This window comes from Ferroacidibacillus organovorans (genome assembly GCF_001516615.1).
In the GTDB taxonomy this organism is placed as follows: Bacteria; Bacillota; Bacilli; order Alicyclobacillales; family SLC66; genus Ferroacidibacillus; species Ferroacidibacillus ferrooxidans_B.
Genome location: NZ_LPVJ01000052.1, coordinates 18,333 through 45,207 on the forward strand (window position 1 = coordinate 18,333; position 26,875 = coordinate 45,207).

Annotated in this window: 27 protein-coding genes and 1 pseudogene; 10 read left to right on the plus strand and 18 right to left on the minus strand. The window is 52.3% G+C overall.

Translation table 11 applies throughout. From position 1 onward, the window contains the following. Positions 1–24 precede the first annotated feature (24 nt). A complete protein-coding gene (locus ATW55_RS11270) occupies positions 25–1,428 on the minus strand; it encodes an APC family permease (RefSeq protein ID WP_082685778.1) in 1,404 nt (467 codons plus the stop codon). 240 nt (positions 1,429–1,668) lie between these two features. On the opposite strand from ATW55_RS11270, the gene ATW55_RS11275 reads away from it, so the two are divergent. Then, a complete protein-coding gene (locus ATW55_RS11275) occupies positions 1,669–2,463 on the plus strand; it encodes a DeoR/GlpR family DNA-binding transcription regulator (RefSeq protein WP_067717469.1) in 795 nt (264 codons plus the stop codon). A 16-nt stretch (positions 2,464–2,479) separates the two neighbouring features. On the opposite strand, the gene cyoE is transcribed toward ATW55_RS11275, so the two are convergent. From cyoE to ATW55_RS11310, 7 genes are all read right to left on the minus strand, one after another. Next, positions 2,480–3,412 carry a heme o synthase gene (cyoE, locus tag ATW55_RS11280; RefSeq protein ID WP_067717470.1) on the minus strand — a complete coding sequence of 311 codons (933 nt, stop codon included), beginning with the start codon at positions 3,410–3,412 and terminating at the stop codon, positions 2,480–2,482. Between the two features lie 28 nt (positions 3,413–3,440). Further along, a complete protein-coding gene (locus ATW55_RS11285; RefSeq protein ID WP_067717480.1) occupies positions 3,441–4,268 on the minus strand; it encodes a COX15/CtaA family protein in 828 nt (275 codons plus the stop codon). A gap of 250 nt (positions 4,269–4,518) precedes the next feature. Then, the gene (locus tag ATW55_RS11290; protein ID WP_067717483.1) at positions 4,519–5,280 is read right to left on the minus strand and encodes a cytochrome c oxidase assembly protein; all 762 of its coding nucleotides are present in this window, start codon (positions 5,278–5,280) and stop codon (positions 4,519–4,521) included. A 19-nt stretch (positions 5,281–5,299) separates the two neighbouring features. Further along, positions 5,300–7,798, minus strand: coding sequence for a heavy metal translocating P-type ATPase (locus ATW55_RS11295; RefSeq protein WP_067717486.1), 2,499 nt, complete (start codon positions 7,796–7,798; stop codon positions 5,300–5,302). Then, positions 7,786–8,529 carry a sulfite exporter TauE/SafE family protein gene (locus ATW55_RS11300; protein ID WP_201024976.1) on the minus strand — a complete coding sequence of 248 codons (744 nt, stop codon included), beginning with the start codon at positions 8,527–8,529 and terminating at the stop codon, positions 7,786–7,788. The genes ATW55_RS11295 and ATW55_RS11300 overlap by 13 nt, the downstream gene beginning before the upstream one ends. 27 nt (positions 8,530–8,556) lie before the next feature. Then, a complete protein-coding gene (locus ATW55_RS11305) occupies positions 8,557–9,141 on the minus strand; it encodes a hypothetical protein (protein ID WP_067717489.1) in 585 nt (194 codons plus the stop codon). Then, positions 9,107–9,526, minus strand: coding sequence for a hypothetical protein (locus ATW55_RS11310; protein WP_067717492.1), 420 nt, complete (start codon positions 9,524–9,526; stop codon positions 9,107–9,109). Before ATW55_RS11310 ends, ATW55_RS11305 begins: the two co-directional genes overlap by 35 nt. A gap of 138 nt (positions 9,527–9,664) precedes the next feature. On the opposite strand from ATW55_RS11310, the gene ATW55_RS11315 reads away from it, so the two are divergent. From ATW55_RS11315 to ATW55_RS11345, 7 genes are read left to right on the plus strand one after another with little or no spacing between them, the layout of a single operon-like run. Continuing rightward, entirely contained in the window at positions 9,665–10,189 is a 525-nt protein-coding gene (locus ATW55_RS11315) for a sulfocyanin-like copper-binding protein (RefSeq protein WP_067717494.1), read from the plus strand. Positions 10,190–10,247: 58 nt separating this feature from the next. Beyond that, positions 10,248–10,886 carry a hypothetical protein gene (locus tag ATW55_RS11320; protein ID WP_067717496.1) on the plus strand — a complete coding sequence of 213 codons (639 nt, stop codon included), beginning with the start codon at positions 10,248–10,250 and terminating at the stop codon, positions 10,884–10,886. Between the two features lie 54 nt (positions 10,887–10,940). Beyond that, positions 10,941–11,732, plus strand: a complete 792-nt coding sequence (locus ATW55_RS11325; RefSeq protein WP_082685793.1) for a cytochrome c oxidase subunit II — start codon at positions 10,941–10,943, stop codon at positions 11,730–11,732. A gap of 54 nt (positions 11,733–11,786) precedes the next feature. Continuing rightward, complete coding sequence (locus ATW55_RS11330) at positions 11,787–13,655, plus strand: cytochrome c oxidase subunit I (protein ID WP_067717498.1); 1,869 nt, start codon at positions 11,787–11,789, stop codon at positions 13,653–13,655. A gap of 6 nt (positions 13,656–13,661) precedes the next feature. Then, on the plus strand, positions 13,662–14,243 hold the full coding sequence (locus tag ATW55_RS11335; protein WP_067717501.1) for a hypothetical protein: 582 nt from the start codon (positions 13,662–13,664) through the stop codon (positions 14,241–14,243). A gap of 51 nt (positions 14,244–14,294) precedes the next feature. Beyond that, positions 14,295–14,489, plus strand: a complete 195-nt coding sequence (locus ATW55_RS11340) for a hypothetical protein (protein WP_067717504.1) — start codon at positions 14,295–14,297, stop codon at positions 14,487–14,489. A 13-nt stretch (positions 14,490–14,502) separates the two neighbouring features. Continuing rightward, on the plus strand, positions 14,503–14,997 hold the full coding sequence (locus tag ATW55_RS11345) for a YhcN/YlaJ family sporulation lipoprotein (RefSeq protein WP_067717507.1): 495 nt from the start codon (positions 14,503–14,505) through the stop codon (positions 14,995–14,997). 11 nt (positions 14,998–15,008) lie between these two features. On the opposite strand, the gene ATW55_RS11350 is transcribed toward ATW55_RS11345, so the two are convergent. After that, on the minus strand, positions 15,009–15,380 hold the full coding sequence (locus ATW55_RS11350) for a hypothetical protein (RefSeq protein WP_067717510.1): 372 nt from the start codon (positions 15,378–15,380) through the stop codon (positions 15,009–15,011). Positions 15,381–15,522: 142 nt separating this feature from the next. Between ATW55_RS11350 and ATW55_RS16150 the strand changes: the two genes are divergently transcribed. Together ATW55_RS16150 and ATW55_RS11360 are read left to right on the plus strand one after the other, a co-directional pair. Then, a complete protein-coding gene (locus ATW55_RS16150) occupies positions 15,523–16,149 on the plus strand; it encodes a hypothetical protein (protein WP_067717514.1) in 627 nt (208 codons plus the stop codon). Beyond that, entirely contained in the window at positions 16,149–17,429 is a 1,281-nt protein-coding gene (locus ATW55_RS11360) for a cation:proton antiporter (protein ID WP_067717517.1), read from the plus strand. The genes ATW55_RS16150 and ATW55_RS11360 overlap by 1 nt, the downstream gene beginning before the upstream one ends. On the opposite strand, the pseudogene ATW55_RS11365 reads toward ATW55_RS11360, so the two are convergent. The 9 genes and pseudogenes from ATW55_RS11365 to ATW55_RS11405 all read right to left on the minus strand — a co-directional run bounded on the left by ATW55_RS11365 (position 17,374) and on the right by ATW55_RS11405 (position 26,831). Then, positions 17,374–17,938 (minus strand): annotated as a pseudogene (locus ATW55_RS11365) (beta-class carbonic anhydrase). The gene ATW55_RS11360 and the pseudogene ATW55_RS11365 sit on opposite strands and share 56 nt — an antisense overlap. 39 nt (positions 17,939–17,977) lie before the next feature. After that, positions 17,978–19,246: a 2-oxoglutarate dehydrogenase complex dihydrolipoyllysine-residue succinyltransferase gene (odhB, locus tag ATW55_RS11370; protein ID WP_067717519.1), complete on the minus strand. Its 1,269-nt coding sequence runs from the start codon at positions 19,244–19,246 to the stop codon at positions 17,978–17,980. Further along, positions 19,224–21,863 (minus strand): 2-oxoglutarate dehydrogenase E1 component, encoded by a 2,640-nt coding sequence (locus ATW55_RS11375; protein ID WP_067717521.1) that lies wholly within the window; start codon positions 21,861–21,863, stop codon positions 19,224–19,226. Before ATW55_RS11375 ends, odhB begins: the two co-directional genes overlap by 23 nt. 78 nt (positions 21,864–21,941) lie before the next feature. After that, positions 21,942–22,241, minus strand: coding sequence for a metal-sulfur cluster assembly factor (locus tag ATW55_RS11380; RefSeq protein ID WP_067717523.1), 300 nt, complete (start codon positions 22,239–22,241; stop codon positions 21,942–21,944). Next, positions 22,234–23,544: a hypothetical protein gene (locus tag ATW55_RS11385; RefSeq protein WP_067717531.1), complete on the minus strand. Its 1,311-nt coding sequence runs from the start codon at positions 23,542–23,544 to the stop codon at positions 22,234–22,236. The genes ATW55_RS11380 and ATW55_RS11385 overlap by 8 nt, the downstream gene beginning before the upstream one ends. Before the next feature lie 12 nt (positions 23,545–23,556). Continuing rightward, positions 23,557–24,036 (minus strand): DUF2249 domain-containing protein, encoded by a 480-nt coding sequence (locus ATW55_RS11390; RefSeq protein WP_067717534.1) that lies wholly within the window; start codon positions 24,034–24,036, stop codon positions 23,557–23,559. After that, positions 24,033–24,350 (minus strand): hypothetical protein, encoded by a 318-nt coding sequence (locus tag ATW55_RS11395; RefSeq protein WP_153005134.1) that lies wholly within the window; start codon positions 24,348–24,350, stop codon positions 24,033–24,035. Before ATW55_RS11395 ends, ATW55_RS11390 begins: the two co-directional genes overlap by 4 nt. 108 nt (positions 24,351–24,458) lie before the next feature. Then, positions 24,459–25,142: a PIG-L deacetylase family protein gene (locus ATW55_RS11400; protein WP_067717545.1), complete on the minus strand. Its 684-nt coding sequence runs from the start codon at positions 25,140–25,142 to the stop codon at positions 24,459–24,461. 126 nt (positions 25,143–25,268) lie between these two features. Further along, positions 25,269–26,831, minus strand: coding sequence for an FAD-dependent oxidoreductase (locus ATW55_RS11405; protein WP_160327232.1), 1,563 nt, complete (start codon positions 26,829–26,831; stop codon positions 25,269–25,271). Between the last annotated feature and the right edge of the window lie 44 nt (positions 26,832–26,875).

Consider the following 26,875-nt stretch of genomic DNA (forward strand, 5'->3'; position numbering starts at 1 on the left):
CCATATCTGTGCCAAATGCTATGCTCAAGAATGCGATCCAGCGCTTTTTCGTTCTGTCAGATAGGTTTCATGAATGGCTTTGACGCCAAACGGCCACTGTTTTTCGCGAGACGCCCAGATCAAAAACGCTATCACACCAAGCACCGTCCAACCGATCGCCAATTCAATCGCCGACCAACCTGACGAATAAAACACATACGCCCAGCCTACAAACGCAATGATGCTAGGAAGCGGGTAGAGCCACTGGCGAAAAGGCCGACGCAAATTGGGCTGGCGTTTGCGAAGCACCGTGAGCGCTGCGACTTGCCCCATGAACTGAACGACAATCGCAACCGCCATCAACGCATTGATAATCTGTGAGAGGTTGAAGAAACAGCAGATCGCTGTGATCAGCCCCATGACAAGCAGCGAGATGTGCGGGAAATTGTATTTTTCGTGAAGTTTTCCGAAGCTGCGGAAAAACAGACCGTCGGCAGACGCGTTATAGGGCAGCCGGGACGCCCCAAGCAGTCCCGTGTACACCGATGCGAACGCAGTCCAAAGAATGAGGAGCGTGATGATTGCAGCCCCTGGCTTTCCCCACACATCCTGCATAAAAAGCGTGCCGATATTCTGACTGCTCATCGCAATCTTCCAGGGGACAACGCCGATGACGCCAAGATTCATGAAGATATCGATAATGCCTACTGCAACAATCGACAATATGACAGACTTAGGAATGGTTCTGCCCGGGTTTTTCACTTCGTCCCCCATGTAGCAGATCGTATAGTAGCCCATGTAATCATAGATCGAAATCAACATGCCGCCGCCAAGCCCCAGAAGAAACTTCGACGGAAGAAACGCGTCACTCGGAAACGCAAATGCGAGGTGCGGATTAAAATGCGTTACTCCCGCCACAATCATGATCAAAACGGTTAAAATCATTCCGACCCACAATACGGTGGTGATTTTCCCGATCGAATCAATTCGGCGATAGAGAAGCGCCACGGTGATGACCGTGATCAGAACGGCTGCGAGTTTCGTGTCAAGCGAAGTCATTCCTGGCCAGAAAAAGCTCAGATAATTTGCCATACCAATCATTCCGGTCGACATGATCAGCGGCGTCGCGATCAGTGTTGACCAAACAAAAAGAAAGGGCATGATCTTTCCCGATCGATACTGAAACGCTTCGCGCAAGTACACATAAGAACCGCCTTCACCCGGCATGGCTGCCCCAAGCTCACTCCACACAAGCCCGTCAGCCATCGCCAAAAGCGCGCCTGCGACCCAACCAAAGATCGCCTGTGGTCCCCCCATGGCTGACAGAATCAGCGGAATCGTGATAAAAGGACCGATCCCTACCATCTGTGACATGTTGATGGCCGTCGCTTGAAAAAGACTAATTCCGCGAACGAGCCCGCTGCCGCTTTCATTGCCCGCGTTCTTCATGGTCATCTCCCTTTCAAAAGAATGGTTAAACAATCTATCTATGAAACCGCCTACATCAAAATCATAGCACAAACGATCGCTAATGCGCATCAATAATTCATGTTTCGAAACAAAAAACTTTCATTTCGAAATGAAGTCAAAACAGACGAATAGCATGATTCGCTGTGGCGCGTATTGTGCATCTGTACTAAAATGAAAAGATGTCCAGCTACTTTCTCCTAGAAAGGGAACTATTCATCCATGGAGACACCCGAATCACTCAGCGCTTTTGAACGACGCAACTATATTGTTACTTATTTAGAAGAACACGGAGAAGTTCGCATCGAGCAATTGCGGGATTGGTTCGCGGTGAGTGAAGTGACCCTGCGAAGGGATTTGGAGATCCTTGAGTCCCAGAACTTTATTCGCCGCGTCCGCGGAGGGGCCGTCGCCAATTCAGCACAACCACTCGAATTGCTATTTCAAGAAAAATTGAACACTCACACCCAAGAGAAGCGCGAGATCGCAAAGATCGCCGCCTCACTCGTAAAAAATGGACAAGTGGTCATTCTCAGCGCTGGAACAACCACCACGCACATTGCCCGGGAACTCCTAAAAAAAGAGGACGTCACCATCGTGACGACCGCCATCAACATTGCGGCAGAGGTTGCGGCAGTCGATCACATCACACTCGTCATGATCGGCGGGGTTGTCCGTCGCGGCTCCTACGCCGCAGTCGGCCATCTGGCAGACGAGGCATTGCAGAACATGAATGCCGACATCGCGTTTGTCGGCGTGGATGGGGTCGATTTACAGGCGGGGTTTACAACACCTAATTTAATGGAGGGACGAACCGACTCGATGATGCTAAAAAACGCTACGAGCGGCTATATCGTAGCGGATGACAGCAAATTTGGAAAGGTGACGTTCTCCCCTGTAGCCCGTCTGCACGAACCACACGCATTGATCACGAATCAAAACGCGCCTGATGATTATGTAAGGGCGCTTGAAGCGCGAAACTGCCGAGTCATCCGATCCCAGGACTCGACGCTCTGACGCTTGGCGACACGATTCAAAAAACCATCGCAACCGCCATGCCCGTGAGATAAATCAGCGAGAACTTGAACATCTCCGTCGCCCAGGCGATGTCGTCTTTCGAGCGAAAGCCGCGCAGCGCCTTGGCGATCCACAAACCTCCAAGAAAAAGGGCAGAGATCAAATAAAATACATCTGCAACATGTGACACATACAGCAAGAGCGATGCGGGAAGCAAGATCACCGTCCACGCGACAATCTGGCGCTTGGTTGGCGCAAATCCATATTTGACGGGCAAAAGCGGGATGCGCGCCGCTGAGTATTCCTTGACGCGCCGCATGCTGAGCGCCCAAAAATGCGGCGGTTGCCAGATGAACATAAAGAGAAAGAGCAACCAGGCTCCAAGTGACAGCGAATTCGTCATCGCCGTCCAGCCGATCAAGGGGGGCATCGCCCCTGAGACACTACCGATAACTGTGCTGAGCGTCGTCGTGCGTTTCGTGAGCCCTGTATACACGATCACGTAAAAGAATAAACCGATCAGCGCCATCGCAGCCGCCAGCAGATTGACATAGGCACACAGCATGGCGACGCCAAGAAAAGAAAGAACCGCACCAAGCAGAATCACCGATCTGCCTGACAACCGCTGATCAGGCAACGGCCTCCTTTGCGTCCGCGTCATCAACTGATCGATATCTCGATCCATAAAATTGTTCATGGCACACCCACCCATCACCACGAGACTGCTCCCGGCGAGTGTTATCATCGCGATTGAGAACGCCGGATGCCGGCTTGCGCCAAGCCAGATCCCCACAAACGTCATCATCGCATTGGAAAGTGTGATGCCTGGTTTCGTCACGTTGATCAAATCGCGCGCGACGCTTTTAAACGTCCGCGGCGCCGTTTCACGCGATCGCACATCGACGGCCATATCCTGCACTCCCGTTGCAACCGCTTTTCGGTATCTCATTCCCGATTCTCCTTTATGGATAGCTTCTTTACGAGTGTGCCGGAATCATCTTTCTCTGCGTTTTTTCGCGCGCTTCAATCCGCACGGCTGACGCGTCGAGAAGCACTTGCGCTATGAGGTAGCCGGCAACCCCAACAAGCGCGTTTGCCCCAGCAAAATGGAGCGTGTCCGAACTGACGGCGAGTTTGGTTTGAAGTGTCAAGAAACCTACGGCAATCTGATAGACAGTCAGTGTGAACAAAGCAAACGCTTCTATGCGATACCGTCCATTCCGTACGGACAGCGTAAGCAGCCAAACGATCGAAGCTACTACGCCTGCCGTGACACCGATGTGCAAGACAAGCCAAAACAACGCTTCTGTTTCGCTTGGCATGGTCTGTTGGTGGTGGCTGAGCAAGTAGGAGTGTTGCCCAAATAGCGCCTGACTGTTTCCTGAGTGACGAAAATAGCCGCCAACAATAGATTGAAAAAAGATAACTCCGAGCGCAAAAGACACGGGGACGCGAAACGGTTTTGCCTTGTCGGCATCCTCTTGCAGCGCTTTTGCACTTGGTTTTGTCAGCTTCTGTCGATGTTCTCGCCAACCGGCGGCCGTCAGCGACGCCAGCACAATTAAAAGAAGAAAGCTGTTGCCGACATCAATCGTTGTAAACGCGCCCGGCAAAACGAACACCACGATGAGTGCACCTAGCGCGACTTGAAGCGCGAGAAGGAGCATGGACAAAAGCGCGAGGCGAGACACCAAACGATTCTTGCGATGTGTCCACCACATGTATACCGCGTTAAGCGGAATGAGAATGCTTGCAATCAGCGCGATCAAGCGATGCATGTACTCAACGAGCACAAGGCCGCGCAACGGCGGAATCAGCGAACCGTTGCAAAGCGGCCAATCCGGTCAGACAAATCCTGCATTGAGACCGACGACCAGCGCGCCAATGACAGAGAGTGAAAACAAAAACAGCGTCGTTACTAAAGGCAATTTGTAGACCATAAAGTCCTCCATCGCAGGAGTTTTTATCCACACGTGGTTGCACCTTTAACTTTGTCTCAAAATTTCCCATTCTATGCATGGATTCATTCATCCGTCCGTCGCAATTGACACAGCCTCACTCATACCAAATGGACTGATCCTGCCGCGCATAGATTCGCGCCCCGATCGTTCCATAGACGAGATACATTGCGCAAAGCATGACAACACTGCCAACTTGCTGATCCGCAAGCGGGTTTATCCCGAGCTGTAAGGCACCGCGCGCCACTTCGGCATACCAGGGGTGATTGGAGACAAACAGCGCGACGAGGATTGGCATCATAAAATTCATCGAGTATACGATGTAGAGAATTTTTCTCCCTCGCGTGAGCCCTCTTTCCTCACACAGCGGGTTGGCAATCGGCCACCAAAAGAAAATTGCAGCAAGCCCCATGGCACTCTGCGCCACAATGTGGATCCAACTGATCGTGACAATGCGTGCAAAAACGGCTGGCAACAGCGTTGCAGTGAGCAAGGCGTTGAACAACACCATCGCGATAAATGGATGCGCAACGCGCACGATCAAACGATGAATCCACTCGATGTCAAGCAGGGGGCGCAGGATAACGTCTGGTTGCCGGAAAACGAGCAGCCAGGGAAGCGCCATCGTCATCAGGAGCATCTGAAGGATATACGCTGTAAACGAGGCGCGCTCGCTCAGCGCCGCGAGCGGGCCAAGCGTCAGGTACAGGAGGATGAGGCCGAGAAAAAAAGCGATCGCCGACCTCGCCGCTTGACTGTCGCGCGTGTTCACCAGATAGATCGCGCCAAGAAGCAGGACGAGAAAAAGGACGTCCGGACGCCACGAATGAAAGGACTGGATGGTTGCCCACGAACTCATCACACTACCCCCATGTGTGTCAAAGTCGAAAATACACAAGCAGTGCGAGAATGGACGCCACACCAAACGCCAGCCCCACACGGCGCACATAGCGCCAAGGTGAAAAGCCCACGATGCGAAGAGAATTGCCAAGTACAAAGAGGCTTGACAACACCATCGCCCCTGCCGCCAACACCGGTTGTGCATAGCCGCTGATGGCCATTGCCTGAGCAATCAGGTTATAGCCGAGCGCCCAGACAAGGTTTTGCCTGATGACTAAAGCGGTTGCCCGAACAATGTCTAGGGTGTGAGGAAGCGCGCGCAGGGTGTTGTCTGCCAGAATCATGTGTCCCGCTTCAAGCGCGAGATCTGCGCTCGCGCCCATGGCTATGCCAAGGTCCGCTTCAATCAGCGCGGGTGCGTCGTTCACGCCGTCACCGACAAAACATACCTGCGCCCCTTTTTCTTTAAGCGCTGTGACGAGCTTTGCTTTGGCAAGTGGCGTCTGCCTCGCGTGCCACCGCGTGATTCCCAAGCGATCAGCGATGTGCTCCACAGCTTTTGGATGATCCCCACTCGCGAGATAAACGGTGTATCCGTCACGCTTGAGCGTGTCAAGAACGGAAAAAGCCTCGGGGCGGATCTCGCTCCCAAGAGCAAGGATCGCCTTTACCTCTTCATTGATGATCACATAAGAAACGGTTGCCCCCATCGCTTCAAATTGATCCCTTTTTCCACGCAACTGCCGCGACAGGGGGCAGCCAAGTGGCGTCGCGCCAATTTTGACCGAATGACAAAGCACGGTCGCGTGCACTCCCCATCCCGTCACTTCTTCAAACGACTCCACCGGATACAATTCGCACGCCTTTTCTCGCGCAAAGCGAAGCAGCGCATCGGCGATGGGATGTTTTGCAGGATACTCCGCAGAAGCCGCCAAACTGAGCCAAGATGCGCTCGGCGCCCTGTCTACAGACACCGCCGCCGCCAACCGTTGTTCCTGCAGACCCGAAACATTCACAGACAGATCGTCTATAACCGTCATTCGTCCCGTCGTCAGCGTACCTGTCTTGTCAAACAGGACGCAGGTAATTTTTCTTGCGCGCTCCATCGCATCTTGACTGCGCAGAAGTATGCCGTGTTTTGAAAGCGCCTGCGCCCCGCTTAAAAGCGCCACAGGCGTGGCAATACTTAGCGCGCACGGGCAGCCGATGACGAGCACAGAAATGGCCCGCAACCACGCGAGCGTGGGTGTGAGATGCGCCACAAAAAACCAGTAGATAAACGTGGTCACGCCAAGCGCCAGGACGACAGGAACAAAAATCGCGACAATCCGCTGTGCCAAGCGATTCCAATTTGACGCTGACGCCTGAGCGCGCCGAACATAATCGGCAGATTGGGACAACAGGGTCTCTGTGGCCCGCACCACTTCGATGACAAGATCTGCGCCATAATGTGTCGTCCCCGCGTAAACCAAATCGCGCACCTCCTTACTCACGCGTTTGCTCTCCCCCGTGAGAATCGCTTCGTCCACCTCACTCACACCGGAAAGGATACGCCCATCAACGGGGATAATCTCGCCAGAACGGATGAGGACGTGCTCGCGCTCGCATAACCTTTCAACCGCGACCCATTCTTCACTCACGCCCTGTACGCGGCGCGCTTCGATCGGCAAAAGCCTTTGCACCATTTTTAAAACGGCCAGCGCGCGCTGTTTTGCCCCCGCTTCAAGAACGCGACTCAAAAGAAGGAACGTGATCAAGAGACCCGCAGTGTCAAAATAGAGATAATCCCCGCTGAGACGCAGACTGACAAGACTGTAGACAAACGCCGACAGGCTCCCAATGCTTACCAGCAGATCCATCGTAGGGACACCGCGCGAAATGCTCGTCCACGCTCCGCGCAAAAACGGCCATCCGCTGTAAAAAACAGTCGGGATGGCAAGTGCCAGCAACCCGTACGAGAGCGCCTGTGCAAGCGGTTTTGTAAAGAGCGCCAGGTCCCCCGACCAGACCGGAATGCTCAACATCATCATAAAAAAAGTAAGCACAAGGGCGAGCGCGAGTCGCTTTCGCAAATCAAGCACATTCACTTCGTCGGCCTCATTCGCGATCACACGCTGCGTGACAGGATAGCCCAGTTTCTCGATCTCCGTCGCAATCGCAGCGTCATCCACGCGCAGTGCATCATACAGCACTTCTGCCGTGGACTGCACATAGTCCGTTTTCACAGACAGAATTCCCGCGCGCCGCGACAGGACGTGCTGGATCAGTGTGCAGCATGATGGACAAAAGACGCCGGAGAGCGACAATTTTAGCATTTGCGGCGAGTCCGCAGATGACAAGGATTCTGACGTATCGCAAACAGGCACTTGATTCAAAACATCAAAGCGAATACCAGGCTGGCGCTTTAACCGCTCCACCTCTTCGGCGCCAAGCAGTTCAAAGAGTTGCAGGCAAGCGTGACAGCAAAACACGCGAGATGCGCGGGGAATCGGCCGCTCAATCGGCTGTTCGCACAAAGCACACGTTAGAATAGCCATGCATTCACACTCGGAATCCAGTGATTCATCGCGAGTCCCCTCAAAATAAAGAGAATGCCGCTGCATGTCATCAAGGCGGCGGTCACCTTTGCAAATACCCTGCCCTGCAAGCGCTTCTTCCCATACCAACCGATGGTGGCCACTGTCAAAAGGGATGGTATTGTTCCCAAACCAAATGCAAACAGGCTGAGGCCACCCGCAAGGGCAGAGCCGGTCGCCGACGCCGCCAAAAGCAGCGCAAAAAGCAAACCGCAGGGGTGTAAACCGAGCAATATGCCAGAAAAAAAGGCATAGCCAAGTGAAGTTTTCTGTATTCCAACACGCAAAGCGCGCTGCACCGGTTTCCATGAAAGGATCGAAAAACGCTCGACAAAACCACCGCCGTGTCCTGTGCGAAACTCATCCACTGCCCAGCCAATCATGAGCATTCCCCCAATCAGTCCAGAAATCGCCTCGATCCCCGTCGCGCCGCGAAGGGTATTGAGAAAGGACCCCATTGCCCCAAACACCGCGCCAAGGATGGTAAAAGAAACGATGCGCCCCAGATTGTGCAACAATTGACTCTTAAAAAATGCCGCCACGAGTGTGCGCGGTGAAGCGCCCTGCTCCGCTTTGGCGCGCACCCCCAAGCTATACGCAAGAACAAACGGTCCGCACATCCCCGAGCAGTGGAGAAATCCTTGAATAAACCCGATCAAAAGCGCCCCGCCCATCAGCATGAACAGCTGCACAAAAACGCCCCTCCTCCAACACGCGATCTACCAACTGTTGGCGGCAAGTACATTTACCAGCATCATAAATACGAGCGCCGCTTGAAAAAGCAAAGCCCGCCACAAGCGCGCCAAAAGCAGCACACTCCACGCGCCACCTGTGAGAAAGCCCATAAAAAAAAGCACAAGATACGTCTCGATCAAAAGCCAGATGTGTCCATCAAGAAATGCATTGAGCGATGGCAATGTCCACAAAGGAACCGGAAGCATGCCTAAAACAATGATGCATGCGGCGACGGATCGCGCGCGTTTTGCACGGTCTTTTTCCGATGTTTTGGGAAGTACTGCGCGCAACAGTGTCGCGGTAGTCTGCCGCAGTGCGCCTGACAGGGTCAGTCCCAGAATCTGTCCTGACAGCACGAGCGCAAAGTAAACCAGCGCGTGAGGCAAAACAAGGCTACGGTGATCCGCCTGTGCAATCCACAGGTCGGTCTGGCGCGAAACCGCCGCGGCAAAGATTGCAAGCGCTACAGATCGACATAGGACAACTGCCTTTGACGAAGTCCCCGTGAACGAAGCGGCAATGGGCAGTATGCGTCTAGGCACGGACTTCGATGGAATGGCTTTGCTCATAGATGGCACCTCCTGTCGCGAGTAAGAAATGGAGCGTCCACACTCCGCGCATGGTAAAAAGTAGATTCCCCTCAAAGCGCCCATGAGTGAGCGGATGCAGATCTGTCTCTAGCGCAGGCATGCTCATCCCCTGCATCACGGCTTTCACCCGTACCACTCGAATCTGGGGATGGCGCAGCGCCGCAGGCATTTGGACGTCGATTCGCACGCGCTCCCACTGCATCTCGCGAGGCTGTATTGGAAAATGCAGCAGTGTGACGCGAATTCCTTCATTTTGAGCGGGGATGACATGATGCACTGCGTCTTGCGCGTTGCCACACCCGAGCAGCACACTGATCGTGAGACTGATGAAAAGAATGGGATGAAGCTGCGCAATTCTCATCATCGCTTTGCATCGCTCCCCCAAATACGGATGGAAAGTAAATAAATTGATTCTCTGGAACATCATGCATACCTTTTACGTTTGCAACCCATATTATCCCTAAACCAGACCGAAAGAGGTGGACTACCCAAGGAGATGAAAATGAAATCTGGATGGATCGTCAGCGCAATAACGGGGGCGCTTTTGCTGACAGGTTGCGATGAGCGCATTCAAAGCAATCCGTCTTCCTTGCTGGTGACAGACGCCGCAACACACACAGTCAATCTCTTTCTCACGATGGCTCGGCACAATGCAAATCTTTCGGCCAATTTCAACGGATACGCAAACGGCCATCTGGTCTTTACCATACCTGTGGGTTACACGGTGGCGATTCACGTGACGAATGACGGGGGAATTCCGTATGGCGTGGGAGTCTATGATGCGGCGCAACATGTTGCCTTTGCTGGCTCTGCGCTCTCCATTCCCGCTCTGGAGAATAACCCTACTGCCGGGATCATGCCTGGCGACTCGCAGACCCTTCGCTTTGTCGCGAATCGCGTCGGCAATTTTCGTTTAGAAAACATGCTGTATCGCTACCCCGCCCATTCACCGACCCACGAGCCCTTAGGTATGTGGGCGCAGTTCCGCGTGGTCTCGTCAGGGACACCTCAAGTCCAAGTGGAGTAAGGGGTTGCGCGCGTAAGATTGATCGATATGACGATTGAAAAGTCCGGAGGGTTTACGTATGCAGGAGGATTCTTCACTGCGGCGAGTTGATTCATCAAGACCAAGACGCGATTCCCGCTGGAGTGCAGCGACGTTTTTCGTTGTTCTCGGTTTGGCCGTCCTGATCGCTGTCCTCTCGCTCTTTTTGAAGCGGCCGATAAGCGATGCTACCGCCGCCATGGCAGGCCGAGCCTTGAATGAACCCGTCACCAGAATCGAGCAGTATGACTATGGCTTCGAGCCGCGCCACATCACGTGGCGAGCGGGCGACCAGGTGACTATCTCACTCCACAACCGAAGCACGACGCATTGGCATGAGATGATGCTTGGTCGCGGATACGATTTTACGCCTTCTGTCTTTGGACCCATCGCAACACAGTTTGACACTGATTTTTGGAATGGAATTCACGTCACGTTCAGTGGCGCAAACCATGTGGATAATCTGTGTGTCAACAAAGCGATTGCCAAATTTATCGGACCGATGCCAAACGTCGTGACGGGTGGAAATTTCAGTCCGACACTGCAGCCAGGCGGCAGTCTCAACATGACGTTTACCGTCCCGAATAAGCCAGGGACATGGTACTACGGATGTTTCGTTCAGCAATACATGCACTACATCGCTGGCATGCGCGGTACGATCACGATTTTGCCAAGATGATCGTCTTGCAGCGCTCTGCCGCTTCATGAACATGAATGAGAAGCAGGGGTGAACATGATCGATATTTTACTGTTTGCAGTCTTTTGGCTGATTGCAACACTTCTTGGCGAGTGGGGAGTTCACGCTATGGAGGCGCGCGGATTGTACTATTCTGCCGCCACATCGCAAGCGCTCGATGGAGAAAAGGCGATGGCTTTCATCCTGACCGTGCTTGTTCCGGTTATCGCGTTCATTGTGGTGATGTTGATTTATACAGCACTTCGGTTTCGTTCGCGAAGATCACTTCAGTTCCGGGACAACAAAATGTTTATCGGCATCTGGGTCTTGCTCAGCATCGCATTAAACATTCTGTTTTTCGTGCACCCTTCTGCCTCAGCCCTTGAGCAGATGTTTAACAACGAAGAAGCGCGACTGAACCGTCACGATCTGATCGTCAATGTCACAGCACGCCAGTGGGAGTGGATCTTTAGCTACCCACAATACGGAATTCAAACCGCCGAAGACAGCAACGGAAACAGTACGCTGTATTTGCCGGTCAACCAGAATGTGCGCTTTGTTTTACGCTCCTACGACCCGTATCACACATATGATCCGAACGGGGCTGTGATTCACGACTTCTGGATTCCGGCGTTTGGCTTAAAACAAGACATTATACCGGGAGAAACGCGCCTTGAGTATGTTCACACGAACAAAATCACTTCGTATGATGTCGACCCGATGGTTCGGGTGCAGTGCGCGGAAGTTTGCGGTCCTGGCCACCCTTTCATGGAGGCGCCCGTGCATGTCGTTTCCTCCTCTGACTTTTTAAAATGGGTACAGGCCCAACGCAAACTCGAAGCATCCTGATGATTCACGCACACAAGACATCAGGAAAACATCCTCAAATAAAGGAGCATTTGGATGAGCGCTAATGCTGCGGGACTGAGCGGTGCAGATACCGCGAAACGGCAAGGAAGACGAATGGCACCACCTGTCATACGCGGACTGTTGTGGGCTGCCATCGGGTTTCTCATCTTTAATACGCTGGTGAGTCAAGTCTTGGATCGCGAACTTTACGACCCTTTTGTCACGCGCGTATCCGCAACCGTCGGTTGGGCTGCCGCAGTCATTGGCTGGCTGCTTGGCGTCGGCGCATGGGAGGTCATAGTCCTCCCCTTTTTTGGCCACCCCGTGGAGTGGGATGTCCCAAATGACTGGCGTCGCTATTTCATGTTCAGCACAGACCACAAAGTGGTCGGTCTACAGTACATCTTCACAACGACGGGGAGTTTTCTCTTAGCGGGATTTGCCGCCATGATGATGCGGATGGAATTGATGAACGCAAAACTGTGGGTCTTTACTAACCCTGGCGCTTACCTGACTACCGTTGGCATCCACGGTACCGTTATGATGTTTTCTGTCGGGACGGTCGCATTGGTCGGCGGTTTTGCAAACTATTTCATTCCGCTGATGATAGGGGCAAACTCTTCTGCCTTTCCGCGCCTTTCAGGACTCAGCCACTGGTTGCTTCCGGCTGGCATCGCCACCGTATTTCTCAGTCCACTGCTCGGTCAGTGGACAACCGGCTGGCGCGCCTATGCACCGCTGTCTGGGCAGGATCCGTCGGGGATCGTGTTTTATTATCTTGGAGTATTCGCCATGACCACGTCATCCCTGCTCGTGGCGATCAACCTGACCGTGACCATCATCTTCAAACGCGCGCCAGGCCTCACCTGGAATCGCCTCCCCATGTTTGCCTGGGGAATTCTCGCAGTCAGCCTGCTCACGATCATTTGGGTACCTGAGATCCAAATGACATTTATCATCTCACTGCTCAATTTGATCGTGCCCTTTTCACTGTTTGAACAAACGGGCTCACCACTTACCTACATGGAGTCGTTTTGGCTCTTTGGTCACCCAGAGGTGTACATCATTGTCGTTCCAGCGTTTGCGCTATGGCAAGAGATCGTCCCTGTCATGGGTCAAAAGACGCTGTTTGCCAGACAGTGGGGCGTGCTGGGTCTCGTCTTTGTCATGTTGTTTAGCGGATTGGTTTGGGCGCACCACATGTTTACAAACATGCGCAACAGCGAGATGCTCCCATTCTCCTTTTTCACGGAGATGATCTCGATTCCAACCGGCTTCTCTTATTTGGTTGTGATCGGCACGCTGTGGGGGGCGCGTCTGAAATTTAGTACACCCACACTTTTTGTTCTGATGAGCATGTTCAATTTTCTCATCGGAGGGATCACGGGCGTTCTCTTGGCGGATCCTGTCATCAATCTCCAAACGCACGATACCTTCTTTGTCTTGTCGCACTTTCACTACACAGTGATTGGCTCCATGATCTTTACTTGGCTCGCCGCAGCTTACTACTGGCTCCCTAAATTATCGGGGCGCATGTACAGTGAGGCACTCGGCAAGTTAGGTGCGATCTGGGTTTTTGTCGCATTCAACTCCGCTTTTGGACAGATGTTCTTTGCCGGATTTCACGGCATGAATCGATGGGTTGCAGTCTACCCGCAGTATCTTCAAAACATAAATTTCTCCATTTCCATGTTTGCCTTTTTGCTGGGATTAGGATTCCTGTTTAACTTCGTGCATATCGCATGGATGTGGAATAAAGGGAAACCCGCTGAGCAAAACCCGTGGAATGGGAAAACCTTAGAGTGGCATGCCACACCAAAGCCCGGGATCGCAACATTCAAGCCACTCCCACAAGTTGAGACTGGCTTCTACGACTATCGTGAAAGCGCACCATCCGTCACTACATCGCCAAAAAGGACGTGATCACCCATGTCGAATCAAGACACGCTCGCGCCATCTTCATCAGGCATACGGCCACTCTCAGAGCGCGATCTCAGGAAAAACCGCTTCGGCATGAGCCTGTACTGCATCTCGCAAGCGGTGCCCTACTTTTTGTTGATCAATATCCGCTTCGTGATTGCGGGAAATTTTGTACCAGTCGGCTTGAATTTATGGCTTGGCGGAATCCTTCCGACCCTGGCGCTTCTCATCGGAATTCTTCCGCTTTTCACCGCACGCGCAGCGCTGCAAAAAAACGATATACCCCGCGTTCGCAGCCACATCATGACATCGCTTCTGCTCGGGATCATCGGTTTTCTCAGTCTGCTGATCCCACTTTGGTTTCACAATTTTGATGCGCTGAGTCCATTTGGAGAGATTGATCTGATCTCACTGGGTGTAGCCTGCTTTTACACCCTCATCGCCCTGATTGTCGTCTGGGGTGTATATCTACGGCTTGGCAAGGGTCTCATCCAAAAAGAGACCGGGTGGGGCCTGGAAGGAGCAATCTGGACCTATGTGTTTAACGCACTCGCCTGGACCGCGCTGTTTGTGATCCTAGATCTCTTGTAAAGTTTGTCAATTTGATTCACACCACTTTGCACAAAAGGAGTGAAAAATAGCATGAGATGGCCCACAGCACCCTTTTATATTCCCTATAGTCCAGGCATGCCAGACTGGTGGGATCTTGTTTGGTGGGTTTTTCAAATTGGCATCATGTCCTTGCTGCTCTGGTTTTTGTCAACCGTTGCGATCCGCGTCGATCGTGATTTTATCAAGACAGGTCAACAAAACGATTTGCAAGACGACGATGTTTAGGAGGCCTTGAGCGATGAACCCTTTGCCTTTTAGTCGATACAAAAAAGTAAACGCCGTCGCGCTGTTATTTACCACCTTGATTTCTTGCTCAGGGTTTTCGTTTGTGCGTGACCGCGAACCTGACAAAAGCCATGTACACATCAATGATGCGAACTCACTGCAAAACGCCACGGTCAAAAAAACGGCGTTTCATCCGCGACCTGGCGTCGCGAGCGCGATTGCGGCACAGATTCAAAACGTCGCATTTGCCATAGTCCTCCAACGTAAAGATGATCTTTACGTTGGAATTGCGACAAGAGACGGAAAAAATCTAACACCACTTTTAGAACATCAAATTATGACAACCGTGCAGTCCTCGGTTCCAACGGCACAACACATCCTGATTAGTACAGACAAAACGCTCGTGAATCACTTCCAGATCTTTTCCAGTTCTTTTCTGCACGGAAACACATCTGGAAGTGATTTGATTCTGAGCGATATCGAGCGGGTGTTCCCACATCCAAAATGAGAAGTACCTTTTTACGTTTCCAAATGAAACGATTTTGGGAGCACGGCGCGATGCAATCCCTCTTCAAACAGTGCAAGCACAATCGCGATCGCTTCTGCAACGTAAAATGGGACGATGGTAAAATTGCTCATTCCAAGCGACAGGAGTGAAATAACCAAGAGAAACGCCATCTTGTCAACATAAAGCGTTGGAAAACTGCCGATGCGCGGCAAGACAACCCAGTCAAGAAGGAGTCCAACGGCTGCGACTGCGAGCGCTGTGATCGCCAAGTCCCAATAGCTGTCATAAAGTGTAAAAATACGATCAGCAATGGTGATGACCAGGAGGCTTAGGACCAATTTTGCGATAAAATCAAAGACAGGACGCCTGAGTGGCTCGTTCATGCTCATTCCTCCTTTTGATTTTGTACGTCATTATGTCCGCAAACGAGTTGGGCGATACTCCCCCAAAATTGGATAAAAGACGAATAGGCCAAACAAGAACCGGCATATTCTCTGAAGAATTTCCATTTGGGGAGTGACCAGCATGTCTTGGTTCCTGTTGGGGTTAGCGATTTTGCTCGGGATTCGACATGCGTCAGCGCCAGATCACGTGATGGCCGTCACCACGTATGTGGAACAAAACCACGCATCCGCGCGATCGGGCATTGGCTACGCGCTGCGAATCGGCCTTGGTCACAGTCTCGGGATGATCATCATGGGCATCGCCGTTCTCTTTCTTTTGCACCATCTTCCAGGAGCTTGGGGTGCATTCTTAAGTCGCGTGTCCGGGGTTTGGATCTCACTTTTCTCAGGTCTGATCCTGGCCAATCTCTGGTTTGGAAAAGAACATTCCGTGATGCGCAAACGCTTGGGTCAATGGATCGGCTCACGCTCTTCGGCCTGGATACTCGGCGTTTTGCTGGGCCTTGCCGTGGCGCCAGGGGATTTGGCGATTTTTGGTTTAATGACCACCGTCCCGAATCAAGCAGATGGGGCTTTGCTGCTTATCAGTTTTTTGTTCGCCATGCTCGCCTCTCTGACCATTCTCGGCGCTGGTCTAGAACACTTCCACAAATTGGGGCGCGCGCAGTGGCACCGCTGGACGACCAACAGCGTTGGCGTTCTCGGGATGGGCGTCGGTCTTGCACTTTTGTCAGGGATACTCCACTGATGGGAAACATCGACTTTTCCATGTCGTCACTGCTCATCGTGTCGGTTCTGGCGATGCTTGTTCCACTTTTCGTTTCAAAAATCACATGGATTCGCATCCCTATTGTCGTCGGAGAAATTCTCGTGGGGGTGATTGTGGGAAAAAGCGGGTTTAATCTCATTCATCCAAGTCAGTGGCTCGAGTTCCTGCAATTTTTCGGATTGTCCTACTTGATGTTCGTCTCAGGGCTTGAGCTTGATTTCAAGACACTGCGACCCGAGAACTGGAAAAATGGCAACGGATTTCGCCAAACGCTCATAAGCGCACCTGTCTTTGCCACCATTTCTTGTGCGCTGACGTTTGGTCTTTCGTTGCTTTTTTCACTCTGGCTGCACGAGCATCATTTTATCAAAAGTCCGTTTCTCTTTGCGCTGATCATCACCACCACCTCCCTCACCGTGGTTGTGCCTGTGCTCAAAGAGTACAATCTCTTGCAGACCTCGTTTGGTCAATCCATGATGGCAGCCGCCGTCTTCGCCGATTTTTTTACCATGCTGCTCATTTCTGTCGCCTCATCTCTCTTTGAAGGAGGCCCAGCCGCAAGTGTCTTACTCGTTTTTATTCTCATCTTCCTGCTCATCGCGCTCTATCACATTTTCTTGCGCTTTCCATCGATCACAGCCGTGCGAAATCTCGCGCACGGAACGGCGCAACTCGGAATACGCGCCTCCATGGCAATCATGATCATCTTCATGGCGCTGTCACAAACCTTAGGCGTGCAGGTCATTCTGGGAACCTTCTTGGCAGGCATTCTCGTCGGTATGGTCAATGAGCAGGAAAAAACAGATGTCTTCCATAAACTCGACGCGATTGGATTTGGGTTTCTCATCCCTATCTTTTTTATCATGGTGGGCGTGAATTTCAATCTTCATTCATTGCTCGTCGATCCCAAAGCGCTCCTGCTACTTCCCATGTTGCTCCTGGCGACCTATGTGTTTAAGGCGCTCCCCATTCTGATCTTGCGCCTTCGCTACCCTTGGCGCTCAACGCTAGCAGGCGCCGCGCTTCTTACAACACAGATGAGCGTAACGGTGGCCGCAGCAGCGGTGGGACTAAAAATCGGTGCCATCAGTTCCGGCATCGACACAGCAATCATTCTGGTCGCCATGTTGACTGCCGTCATCTCCCCTGTTCTATTTGGAAAACTACTGCCATCGCGGTCAAACCCGAAAGAACCGCGCTCCCTTATGAGACGTGTCCATCCACCACAACATCCAGTTTCCCCGTCTCAGGGTCCATGACAAGTCCATGAACGAGAATGGATTTTGGCATCAAGGGGTGACGCTTTATCAAGCGTACACTCTCGCGCACGCTGTCCGGGATTGAGTCAATGCGCTGTAACCATGCATTCAAGTCAATCCCCGTAACCGCAAGCGTGTCAAGGGTTTCCGACGAGACGCCGCGCTCTATCATTTTTTTTTATCGTGTCCTCCGGATCAATGCTTCCCATCCCACACCCATAGTGCCCAATGACGCATATCTCATCGACGCCAAGGTCGTACACAGCGACCAGAATGCTGCGCATGATACTCCCGAACGGATGAGAAACCACAGCGCCTGCATTTTTGATGAACTTTGCGTCACCATTTTTCAGATTCATGGCACGCGGCAAGAGATCACTCAATCTGGTATCCATACAGGACAAGATCACCAGTTTCTTGTCTGGAAACTTTGAGGTCTGAAAAGGCTCATATTCGCGATTCTCGACAAATTTTAGATTAAACTCGAGAATCTCATCAAGTCGTGTCAAGGCAAACTCTCCTTCACCATCGTATCGCCTCTCACTATATCACCCTTCTAAGAGAAGCGCCTCTGGATCCTCGATGAGTTGCTTAATCCTGACCAAAAACTGCACCGCCTCGGCGCCATCGACGATGCGATGATCATACGATAAAGCGATGTACATCATCGGGCGAATCACCACTTGACCGTCGCATGCAACCGGGCGCTCCTGAATGCCATGCATGCCGAGAATGCCAACCTGCGGAGCATTAAGAATCGGCGTCGAGAAAAGAGAGCCAAACACCCCGCCGTTCGTGATGGTAAATGTACCTCCCTGCAAGTCACTCAGACCGAGTGTGTTTTCCCGCGCTTTTTTTGCGAGTCGGGCAATCTCCGTCTCAATCTCTGCAAATGACAGACGATCCGCCTGACGGATCACCGGAACAACCAATCCACCTTCTGCCGCCACGGCGACTCCGATATCGTAGTGATGTTTGATCACCATGACGTCTTCTTGAATCTCCGCGTTCAAAAGCGGAAACGCCTTGAGCGCAGCTACGGTCGCTTTGGTGAAAAACGACATGAAACCAAGTGACACGCCATGCGTGTCTTTAAACTTTTCCTTGCGCCGATTGCGCACCGCAAGCACACCCGTCATATCGACTTCATTATAGGTCGTCAGATGTGCCGCGGTGTGTTGCGCCTCAACCAGGCGCTTCGCGATCGTGAGTCTGCGCCTTGTCATCTTTTGGCGCTCCTCGTCCTCGCGCAAAAAGGCAGACGAAAGAAACTGTGTCGACTCACCCGCTCCCTTAGGCGCCGTCGATGACGGCGTGCTGCCCTGCTCACGCGAAGGCGCCACAACCTCTTTTTCATGGCGCGGTGTAATGACGACTTGATTCAGGTCAATGCCGCGCTCGCGCGCCTCCTTTCGAATCGAAGGCGTTGCGCGAAGTGCAAAGAGCCCCTGTGCAGGTGTGTCCAGATGCAAAGAATGCGGCAGTTCTTTGGCCGGTGCGGCAGATTCTGCCGCCCTCACTCCCGCTTGATCCGTGCGACCACCGTCAGACGGTGTTACACCGCGGCTTGCTTCCTGACGGATAGAAGCATCAAGCACCCCAATCACTTCCCCGACGTGCACCGTCTCACCAATCTCTTTTTTTACACTGGAGAGCATCCCGCCCTCCTCTGCGATCACCTCAAGATTCACTTTATCCGTCTCGAGTTCTGCCACCGCTTCGCCTGCCGCAACGACATCACCCGGCTTTTTAAACCATGTGAGTATGGTTGCATCAACGATTGACTCTCCGAGTTCAGGCACGCGTATATCGCTCATCGCTCGTCACCCTCTCTTTTGCTTCATCTGCAGAATCGGGCGATAACCGAAGCGCCTCTTCAACCACCTGTCGCTGAAAATAATCATGCATGCCCGCCACTCCTTCAGCCGGACTCGCGCGATCTGGTCGACCCACGTAGCGAATCAAGACGTCTTTTGAGAGCACCTCTGGCAACCGTGCCGCCATATAACTCCACGCCCCCATGTTTTTAGGCTCTTCTTGCGCCCACACCACCTGGCGAAGGTTTTTGTACGCGTGGAAAATATCACGCAGGAAAGACGCAGGAAAGGGATAGAGTTGTTCAACACGCGCGAGTGCAATCTCGCTTGATAGAGGGGATGTGGATAACGCATGCAAAAGATCAATCGCCACTTTGCCAGAACACAGGATCAACTGTTGAACCGCATCGCGCTTCTCGGTAAATTCATGAAGAACGGGTTGAAACCAGCCTTCTGCCAGTTCGCCGACGGTTGATTGCGCCTGGGGATGACGCAGCAGGCTCTTTGGCGTCATGACAATCAGCGGCCGCGGATCGACGCGCAGCAGTGCCGCCTGTGACCGCAGCAAATGAAAATACTGAGCGGCAGTCGTCGGATAGGCAACGCGCCAGTTATTCTCTGCAGAGAGTTGCAAGTACCGCTCAAGACGAGCACTTGAATGCTCCGGCCCTTGACCTTCGTATCCGTGCGGAAGCAGGAGTACAAGTCCTGACGACTGTAGCCATTTGGATCGTCCCGAAGATAAAAACTGATCGATGATCACCTGTCCGGCGTTTGCAAAATCGCCAAACTGCGCTTCCCAAATCACGAGTGCTTCTTTTGCCTGGATGGTATACCCATACTCAAAACCCATCACTGCCGCCTCCGAGAGGGGGCTGTTGTATACAGCAAAAGACGCCTTGGCCTGAGGAAGATGCTGTAGCGGACAGTGTGTCTTTTCAACCATTCGATCGTGGAAGACGAGATTTCTTTGACTAAACGTCCCCCGCTGTGAATCCTGCCCAGATAGCCGGATCGGTGTTCCTTCCGCCAAGATCGCAGCAAACGCCAAGCTTTCGGCGTGGGCGAAATCCACGCCCCCGTTTTCTCTAAAGACCCCTCTCCTGCGTTCAAGCGTTTTCTCTAATTTTTTATAAACTGCAAAAGAAGACGGATAACTCAGTAGCGCTTCGTTCAATTCCTGAAGTCGCTCGCGTGAAACGGGTGGGATGCTGTCCTGTTGCGGCGCGCGAAACGTGGTGTCAGCAGGCGCCATCTGCCGCGTCTCTCCCTGTTTGACTGCGGAAAACGCCTCTCCCAATTTCTTGTTGATAAGATCCACTGCGCGTTCAATCTCTTCACTCGTAACGACACCATCGCTCAACAAGCGCTCTCCATAGATCTGGCGCACGACCGGGTGTGATGTGATATGTTCATACATTTGAGGTTGAGTGACAAACGGATCATCCATCTCGTTGTGGCCCCATCGACGATACCCCACCAAATCAATCAAAAAATCGCGGTGGAAGTGTTGCCGATACGCATACGCCATTTGCACAGCAAACAGGCACGCGTCAGGATCATCCGCATCGACATGCACCACAGGAATCTCAAATCCTTTGGCCAAATCGCTCGCGTAGTGCGTTGAACGACCTTCACGCGCTTCAGCGGTGAACCCGAGTTGGTTGTTTGCGATGATATGAATCGTGCCGCCGGTTTGATATCCTTCGAGCCTTGACAAGTTCAAGGTTTCGGCGACGACACCCTCGCCTGGAAACGCAGCGTCTCCGTGAACCAGGACAGCCATCGCGTGATCTTGATGAAACACAGGCTGTCCCATCCTGTCGCGTCGATCCTGTGCCGCACGCGCATAGCCTTCAACCACGGGATCGACAAATTCAAGATGACTCGGATTGTTCGCCAAGATGATGCGCACTTCCCGGACAGTGTCTTCTCGGAGATCGCGATGCGCGCCAAGGTGGTATTTCACGTCCCCCGTCCATCCGTCATTGATTCCACGGGATCCTTCAGACGGAACAAGATCCTTGTTCGGTGACGTGTGAAACTCTGAAAAAATGTCTCCATAGGGTTTCCCCAACACGTGCGCCAACACATTTAAACGGCCACGGTGCGCCATGCCCATCATCACCGTCTTGACGCCTGAGGCGGCAGCAGCCCTGACGAGTTCATCCAGCATGGGCACAAGCATGTCAAGACCTTCTAGTGAAAACCTTTTCTGCCCTGGAAACACCCGATGGAGAAATTTCTCAAACTCGTCCACCTCAAGCAGGCGCATAAGCGTCTCCCGGCGCAGATCCTCTCGCTTCTCAATGCTTGGCTTCTCAAGCATCCCCTCAAGCCAGGCGCGCTCTTCCTCGCTCGCTGTGTGCGCATGCTCCAATACGAATCGTCCTTCACTCATCTGGCGCGGCACCGCAGATAGAACACGCTTTGTTTCGCCATGGTTCACAGCTTGGGGCAAGCCCGGCGCAGGCATTGCGTGAGTTTGAAACCACGCTCGGGTCTCCTCGTCGACACTAAGCGGATCTTTTCTGAAGCGTTCATACAACTCCTCGACATAACCTACGTTTGGTCCCGCAAATTGCCGCAAGACTTCTTCCGCTTCTTTTGCCTCCACGTGAAACGCCCCCTCACAAAAACCGCGGCACGGTGCCCTTTTTCCATGATGCAAGACGCAGGTCTTCGATTGCACAGCTTAGATTCGCAATTGAGCCCTCGCTTCTTCTGACATACTCGCAGGCGACCACGGTGGGTCCCACACCACATCGACATAGACCATGGCCACACCCGCCGCCTGTGCCGCCGCCCACTCCACGGCCTGACTCAATGTATCATGTGCAGGGCAACCCGGCGTTGTCATGGTCATTTCGATATGCAGCGTCCCTGGCTCTTGTTCTTCGATTGCATAGATCAACCCTAAATCCACCACGTTAATCCCAATCTCCGGGTCATACACTTCCTTTATCCTTTCCCGTACATCATCTAAATCAATCACGATCGGACAACTCCTTTCCAAGCTTTTTGAGATCAAGCACGCGAACCATCTGAAAACAAAAGAGCACAATGGCAAATGCCGTGAGTACCGCACCAAAAACAGAGAGCGCTGGCCACACCCTGATCTCCCCGACTGTGAGCGTGACAAAACCAAGCGCGAAACTGCTAAATACCGGCCGCGACTGACTCACATTGATAAGATCGGCGATGACCGGTGTCTTTCCAGATCCTTTGCGATTGCTGTAGCGCTTGCTCCATATCAAAAATGGCACGATCTTATAGGCATAGCCCATCATGGTCAGCGTCACCCATCCAAGCAGATAAAACGTGACCACGCTTTCCCAGGCCCTCTGCCCACCGCCCGCAACAGATGCGAAAAAAAACAATCCCAACGCAAGAAGACCCACAATCACTGCGTAGATCACCGCATGAATCGGTGCCTCAACCTTTTTCTTCATTCTATGCCTGACCATGCTCCTAAGCGATACAGCGTGCAAGACCACTGCACACGCGCCTGCCGCAACCCCCATCCAAGAAAACAGGACAGTCCTCCAAATGCCAAGGAGTAAAAAAACCATTGCACTGTGTGCAAGCATGAGTGTCCACTTGTGCCACTTCGTGCCATAACCGTGGGCAAGCGTAAACATCGGAAACAGCTTATAACTAAAACCGATGACCAAAAAACCGAAGAAACCGCCTGCAGCCAGAAGAATATGTGTTGCAATCAACCTGTCCATCCACGGCGAGAGGGCGTTGATCGCGACGGAATCGCCAAAAACGAGCACGATCGCAAGGGAGATCGCCAGCATGAGATAGACGTGTGCCGATACGACAAACCCCCACATCACATCTTTTGCCTTAACCCGCGTGAGAGACAAAAGCATGACGATCGCATAGACAAAGAGCGCGACAACCAAAAGACTGCCAAAAAGGAGAAATCCCGCCCCCCACCACGTGCTCATCGCGTAAAATAGTCCAATAAATGAGAGCGCATAAAGCCAAAAGTTTAAGCGCGCCACGCGAACCGTCGCGATCGGAATCAAGAAGGCAACCGTCGCCAGTTGGTAGACTGCGCCCATGACAAAGGATAAGAGAGAACCGAGTGTAAGCAGGTGTGTAAGTGCAACAATCTCAGGTGCGCCCGGATCACCATGCGTGAGATGAAAAGACTGAAATACAAGGTCCAGCGCGAAGATTCCAAAGCACGCGATCCCAAACGTCATGTAGCGAATGGGCACTGAAAAAGGCGGCGACTGGCTCACCAATCCCCCACGTTCCTTCGATTGAATCGACGTTTGCTGCATAAAAAATCCTCCTTATACTTCACCAGAGGAGCGCGCAATGCGGACACACACTGTTCCGTCGGGATCTTCAATCAAATTGTACGAAAATCCCGCGTCGTCTAGTTCTGGCAGGAGAAATGCCGGAACTCTTTCATTCCAGATTTCAAGTCCCAAAGCGCCATCTTTGATCTCTGACCGCTTCTCAAGAAATTCCAGTGTCCTCACCATGGGTTGCGGCGGTTCAAGGCCCCGATTGTCCAAGTGGAAATACGGAAGTTCCTCTTCTGACTTGTAAAAATCGACGACAAAGTGTTCCTCATCAAGCTGCAGCACCGCGTGACGAAGTCCACGCTTTAAAAGCACATTCAAGAGTGGATCTGGTTTGAATGTGGCGTGAAGTTGCAAGACATCCATCGGCTCCAGTTCAGAGACCGCCGCCATGATGCGTTGAAACGGTTCTTCGCGCGCGCGGAGCATTTCGCGGACGTCAAGGTCAATCAGGCGCCTGGTCATTGCGCAATCCCTTCTCTCTTTTCTTCATCATCAGGTGTCAGCACAAGCAACACAATACTTTGCTCAAGTGCCTCAACCGCATGCAGCGTATTGGCGTCAAGCGTCAGCATTTCAAGTTCGCCGATTTCTTTTTTCTGATTCCCTGTCGAAAATGCGATGCGTCCCTTGAGGATGACCACAGCCAACAAAAGTGGAGCAAGATGCTCCTCAATCCCTTCTCCCGCCTGAAGAGAAAGCTGCATAAATTTACTTTTGCCTCGCTGGCAAACCCGTTCGATTTTTTTATCGCGAAATTGAAGTGAATAAAGATCCATGCGTACTGCCTCCTCGTGAGCGTTTCCTCTGTCTTCGTTTTCTACATCTCTATCTTCGCAAAATGCGATGATTCGCGTTGTGCGCTGCGTCACGTTCGCCACACGCAACTAGAGATACAGATCCGATCGCCACATTTTGTGAAACGGTTCAATCGTCATCTGCACATCCGGGTGGGGCTGATTGATGATTTGCCTGAGCCTTGTCTCATCAACCGCCTGCCCGAACTGGCTGCGATGGGCACTTGTAGCCAAACACTTTCGCTCAAACACGTTTGTGATATCCACGTAGTAATTGGGCTCGTCACAGTTGAAGAGATAGAGCTCTTGGCTGCGGTGGCATACCACATCCCCTGCAATCTGCTGCCTGTAGTACCAACAGTTCGCGCCTAGGTGCGCCGCCTCAATCATGGAAAACCCGATGGTGCGGTGGTCCGAGTGAATCTCATATCGCTTCCAAGGGTCAAAGGTTAGGACAAGATCGGGCCTGATTCGTCGAACAAGATGGAACAACGTCTCTTTCAAGTCATTCGCATATTGTAGTTCCCCGTCTTGATACCCCAGCTGAATCACTTCGCGAATCCCCAATCTCTCTGCGGCGAGATCCATCTCTTTGCGCCTCATCTCAGCGATCGCAAGCGGTGAAAGCGCGGGATCGTGACTCCCTTTTTCCCCTTGTGTCCCGACGACAAGAAACACGTCATTTCCCTCGTCGGTCAGCTTCAAAATCGTGCCTGAACAAAACACCTCATCATCTGGATGCGCCACACATACGAGTATCTTTTTCCCTTTCATTTAACTGCCACCTCGCCCTTCGAACGTCTTTGGTTTTTTCTGACTGACAAGGATCCTATCCATCCTTTGTCAAAAACAGGACAATCCATCTTGGATGCCCTGTCTCTAAACGTTTTTCGATTCACGTCAAGCTGTTTTTTTTCGCATTTCTTGCACAATCCATCCACCCGTCAAATTAAATACCTCACTCGTCAAACGTCTGCGCAAAATCTGATACGCAAAATAACTTCGTTGACCACTTCGACAATACACCACTACGGGTCGACCTTGGTCAATTTCACCGATTCGCGCTCGCAGTTCATCCAAGGGAATGTGAATCGCCCCTGGCAACATTCCATCTGCAACTTCCGCATCGTCGCGCACATCCACAAGAATCGCTCCCAAATCATTGACTTCTTGTAAACTGTGCACAATCCGCACATCACCGTCGATCACATGTTCAGCCGCCATCGCAGCCATCACCACAGGATCTTTTGCAGAAGAGAACGGGGGTGCGTACGCCAAGTCTAACATTGCCATTTCCTCGATGGTCAACTTTGCAGAGATCCCTGTCGCGATGACATCGATCCGTTTGTCCACGCCCTCTTCGCCAGCGATTTGCGCTCCTAAAACGTGGTGACTCGCCGGATCGACAAGGAGTTTTATCGTCATCATTTTTGCTCCAGGGTAGTACCCGGCATGATGCCCTGACGTGCTATAAGACACGCGATACGCCAGGTTCTGTGCCGTCGCCATCTTTTCTGTGAGTCCGGTTAATGCCAGTGTCGCCTTGCCAAATTTAACAATCGCAGTTCCAAGCGCCCCGTCGAATGTCACATGTGACCCGCAAACATTTTGACCAATGACGCGGGCTTGTTTGTTTGCGAGACCAGCTAACGGAGTAAATCGAAGCTGCTTGTCGACAAGGTGGGTCATCTCCGCCACGTCCCCTGCCGCATAGATATTCGGGTCACTTGTCTGAAGCTCCTGATTGACATGAACCGCTCCGGCGACCCCAAGCTCAAGCCCAGCATTTTTGGCGAGTGTAAAATCCGGTCGCACGCCAATCCCAAGCAGGAACAGATCACCTTGAATCACTCGACCGCTTTCAAGCAGCACATCCGTCGCGCGCTCTTGCCCCTGAAACGAGACAATCCCATCACCAAGGATGGTTTCCACACCGCGTTCCTTGAGTTCCTCGCGCAAGGAGGCAGTCATTTCTCGATCAAAAGGGGGTAATACTTGATCTGCCTTTTCAATTAAGGTCACATCAATCCCCAGATGGGTCAGATTCTCGACGACCTCCATCCCAATAAATCCCGCACCGACTACGACCGCTCGTCGAACGTTTTGTGAATCGATCCACGCCTTCATTGCATCCGCATCAGGAACTGTCCGCAACTCAAATATCCCGGGCAGGTTTATTCCAGGCAAATTGGGGACAAGTGGGCGCGCGCCGACTGCCAGTACCAACTTGTCATACGATTCCTCAAAATGAACGCCGTTGGTTCGATTGACAACATGAACGAGCTTTCGCTCGCGATCAATTTCTGTTACTTCATGCTGTGTTAGCACGGTGATGTCAAAACGTTTTTTCAAAGACGAGGGTGTATGCAGTAAAAGCGCGTCTCGCTCTGTGATGACGCCACCCACATAATAGGGAAGACCGCAATTCGCAAAGGAGACATGCTCCCCTCTTTCAAACAGCACAATCTCGGCCGCTCGTCCATTCTTCTAACCTTTGCGGCAACCCC

What these genes read in the sequence shown, in the direction of transcription:
- ATW55_RS11270 (WP_082685778.1), bottom strand. Translation starts at nt 1,428, where the DNA reads ATGAAGAACGCGGGCAATGAAAGCGGCAGCGGGCTCGTTCGCGGAATT.
- ATW55_RS11275 (WP_067717469.1), top strand. Translation starts at nt 1,669, where the DNA reads ATGGAGACACCCGAATCACTCAGCGCTTTTGAACGACGCAACTATATT.
- cyoE (WP_067717470.1), bottom strand. Translation starts at nt 3,412, where the DNA reads ATGAGATACCGAAAAGCGGTTGCAACGGGAGTGCAGGATATGGCCGTC.
- ATW55_RS11290 (WP_067717483.1), bottom strand. Translation starts at nt 5,280, where the DNA reads ATGAGTTCGTGGGCAACCATCCAGTCCTTTCATTCGTGGCGTCCGGAC.
- ATW55_RS11295 (WP_067717486.1), bottom strand. Translation starts at nt 7,798, where the DNA reads ATGGCTATTCTAACGTGTGCTTTGTGCGAACAGCCGATTGAGCGGCCG.
- ATW55_RS11305 (WP_067717489.1), bottom strand. Translation starts at nt 9,141, where the DNA reads ATGAGCAAAGCCATTCCATCGAAGTCCGTGCCTAGACGCATACTGCCC.
- ATW55_RS11310 (WP_067717492.1), bottom strand. Translation starts at nt 9,526, where the DNA reads ATGATGAGAATTGCGCAGCTTCATCCCATTCTTTTCATCAGTCTCACG.
- ATW55_RS11315 (WP_067717494.1), top strand. Translation starts at nt 9,665, where the DNA reads ATGAAATCTGGATGGATCGTCAGCGCAATAACGGGGGCGCTTTTGCTG.
- ATW55_RS11320 (WP_067717496.1), top strand. Translation starts at nt 10,248, where the DNA reads ATGCAGGAGGATTCTTCACTGCGGCGAGTTGATTCATCAAGACCAAGA.
- ATW55_RS11325 (WP_082685793.1), top strand. Translation starts at nt 10,941, where the DNA reads ATGATCGATATTTTACTGTTTGCAGTCTTTTGGCTGATTGCAACACTT.
- ATW55_RS11330 (WP_067717498.1), top strand. Translation starts at nt 11,787, where the DNA reads ATGAGCGCTAATGCTGCGGGACTGAGCGGTGCAGATACCGCGAAACGG.
- ATW55_RS11335 (WP_067717501.1), top strand. Translation starts at nt 13,662, where the DNA reads ATGTCGAATCAAGACACGCTCGCGCCATCTTCATCAGGCATACGGCCA.
- ATW55_RS11340 (WP_067717504.1), top strand. Translation starts at nt 14,295, where the DNA reads ATGAGATGGCCCACAGCACCCTTTTATATTCCCTATAGTCCAGGCATG.
- ATW55_RS11345 (WP_067717507.1), top strand. Translation starts at nt 14,503, where the DNA reads ATGAACCCTTTGCCTTTTAGTCGATACAAAAAAGTAAACGCCGTCGCG.
- ATW55_RS11350 (WP_067717510.1), bottom strand. Translation starts at nt 15,380, where the DNA reads ATGAACGAGCCACTCAGGCGTCCTGTCTTTGATTTTATCGCAAAATTG.
- ATW55_RS16150 (WP_067717514.1), top strand. Translation starts at nt 15,523, where the DNA reads ATGTCTTGGTTCCTGTTGGGGTTAGCGATTTTGCTCGGGATTCGACAT.
- ATW55_RS11360 (WP_067717517.1), top strand. Translation starts at nt 16,149, where the DNA reads ATGGGAAACATCGACTTTTCCATGTCGTCACTGCTCATCGTGTCGGTT.
- odhB (WP_067717519.1), bottom strand. Translation starts at nt 19,246, where the DNA reads ATGAGCGATATACGCGTGCCTGAACTCGGAGAGTCAATCGTTGATGCA.
- ATW55_RS11385 (WP_067717531.1), bottom strand. Translation starts at nt 23,544, where the DNA reads ATGCAGCAAACGTCGATTCAATCGAAGGAACGTGGGGGATTGGTGAGC.
- ATW55_RS11390 (WP_067717534.1), bottom strand. Translation starts at nt 24,036, where the DNA reads ATGACCAGGCGCCTGATTGACCTTGACGTCCGCGAAATGCTCCGCGCG.
- ATW55_RS11395 (WP_153005134.1), bottom strand. Translation starts at nt 24,350, where the DNA reads ATGGATCTTTATTCACTTCAATTTCGCGATAAAAAAATCGAACGGGTT.
- ATW55_RS11400 (WP_067717545.1), bottom strand. Translation starts at nt 25,142, where the DNA reads ATGAAAGGGAAAAAGATACTCGTATGTGTGGCGCATCCAGATGATGAG.